Origin of the sequence: Streptococcus sp. 27098_8_51 (genome assembly GCF_041432205.1) — a bacterium.
In the GTDB taxonomy this organism is placed as follows: Bacteria; Bacillota; Bacilli; order Lactobacillales; family Streptococcaceae; genus Streptococcus.
In genome coordinates this window covers 1-1,211 of record NZ_JAPVZE010000028.1, presented here as the reverse complement: position 1 = coordinate 1,211, position 1,211 = coordinate 1, and the positions used below count along the sequence as shown (strand labels likewise).

Annotated in this window: 1 protein-coding gene and 1 pseudogene; both read right to left on the bottom strand. The window is 39.1% G+C overall.

Going from position 1 to position 1,211, the window contains the following annotated elements:
- Window positions 1-263, bottom strand: a pseudogene (gene clpP / locus O3622_RS09980) (ATP-dependent Clp protease proteolytic subunit ClpP); the annotation flags it as partial.
- 173 nt (window positions 264-436) lie between these two features.
- Window positions 437-1,066 carry a uracil phosphoribosyltransferase gene (gene upp, locus O3622_RS09975; protein ID WP_000515974.1) on the bottom strand — a complete coding sequence of 210 codons (630 nt, stop codon included), beginning with the start codon at window positions 1,064-1,066 and terminating at the stop codon, window positions 437-439.
- Window positions 1,067-1,211 lie beyond the last annotated feature (145 nt).

Sequence of the window (1,211 nt, the reverse complement as noted above, 5' to 3'; positions counted from 1 at the left end):
GTTTGGACATCAGCCTTGATAAAGTTCATAGTATCAACGATTGCCAAACCAGCTGAAACAGATCCTCCAGGTGTGTTGACATAAAGGTAAATATCTTTTGTGCTGTCTTGGGCATCCAAGAAGAGCAACTGAGCAATAACGGAGTTGGCCATGTTGTCTTCAACTGGACCTGTTAGCATGATGATGCGGTCTTTCAGAAGACGAGAGTAAATATCATAGGAACGTTCTCCACGGCTTGTTTGTTCAATAACTACAGGAATCATTCATTTCTCCTTTTAATGTTGAATTTTCTTAGTCTTACGACTCAATACAGAACTATTATATCTCCTTGGTCAAAAAAGGTCAAATTTTTGCTCTATTCTCTAAACAGAAACAAAAACTCAACCTCCTTTCAAGTTAAAAACGAACTTCTAGTTTCACTATTTACTTTGGGATTTTATTTAGTACCGAACAAGCGGTCTCCAGCATCTCCAAGACCTGGAACGATATAACCGTGTTCGTTCAAGCGTTCATCCAAGGCTGCTGTAAAGATTTCTACATCTGGGTGTGCTTCTTGAAGAGCTTTCACACCTTCTGGAGCAGATACTAGGCAGACAAACTTGATATTTGAAGCGCCACGTTTTTTAAGGGAGTCAACAGCCAAGATTGCTGAGCCACCTGTTGCCAACATTGGATCAACGACAAAGATTTGACGTTGGTCAATATCCTCAGGCAATTTCACCAAGTATTCAACTGGTTGAAGGGTTTCTTCATCACGGTACATACCGATATGACCAACTTTGGCTGCTGGAACCAAGCTCAAGAGGCCATCTACCATCCCGATACCTGCACGCAAGATTGGGACAATAGCCAATTTTTTCCCAGCCAATTGTTTTTGAACTGTCTTTGTGATAGGTGTTTCGATTTCCACGTCTTCAAGTGGAAGATCACGAAGTACTTCATATCCCATCAACATCGCAATCTCATCTACTAGCTCACGAAAAGCTTTTGTAGAAGTATCTGTACGTCGCAAGATTGACAATTTGTGTTGAATGAGTGGATGATTAATGACTTCAATTTTTCCCATTTTCTGAGTTCCTTCTTTCAATTTATTCTTCTTATTATATCAAAAAACGGTTTAAAAAGCTTTCTAAACCATTTATTTTTATTAATTTTTAAATCAAATCTGCCTCTTGAAGAGCTGTCTGAACAGTCTCTAATGGTAAATGGGT

Bases quoted from the DNA above. Each gene is read 5' to 3' on its own strand.
- upp (WP_000515974.1), bottom strand. From the start codon at position 1,066: ATGGGAAAAATTGAAGTCATTAATCATCCACTCATTCAACACAAATTG.